Source organism: Mesorhizobium sp. M4A.F.Ca.ET.020.02.1.1 (genome assembly GCF_004022645.1).
Classification (GTDB): domain Bacteria; phylum Pseudomonadota; class Alphaproteobacteria; order Rhizobiales; family Rhizobiaceae; genus Mesorhizobium.
Genome location: NZ_RZOI01001404.1, coordinates 1 through 437, shown reverse-complemented (window position 1 = coordinate 437; position 437 = coordinate 1). Strand labels below are relative to the sequence as shown.

The 437-nt window shown below is 70.3% G+C and carries 1 protein-coding gene; it reads right to left on the bottom strand.

From position 1 onward, the window contains the following. Positions 1–437: TolC family protein (locus EN742_RS37390; RefSeq protein ID WP_189375787.1), on the bottom strand; the 437-nt coding region annotated here is incomplete at both ends.

The window sequence follows — 437 nt, the reverse complement described above, 5'->3', positions numbered from 1 at the left end:
GCCGAGATCGCCGAGCCTGAGGGCCGAGGTGTCGATGTTCCCGGTCAAGCTGACGCTCGGATAGCGGGCCGCCTCGGCCTGGCCGATCCTGGCGGTGTACTGAGCGTATTGCCGCTCCGCCAGGCGCACGTCGGGGCGGGCAAGCAGGATATCGGCGGGAATGCCGGCCGGCACCGGCAGGCGAGGCGCGGGAATAGGCGCGCCACGCTTCAGCCTGTCGTTCAGAGCCGCCGGCGGCCGTCCGGTGAGGACGGAAAGACGGTGCACCGCCTCGGCATAGCTTGCCTCCAGCGTCGGCACGTCGGCCTCGGTGCTCGCTGCCTGTCCCATGGCCTTGGCGACATCGGCTGCCGTCGCCGTGCCGGCTTCAGCCATGGTGCGGGTAAGGGCCGCGGTCTGTTTTTGCGACGCCGCCGAGCGGCGGGCAAGTTGAATAC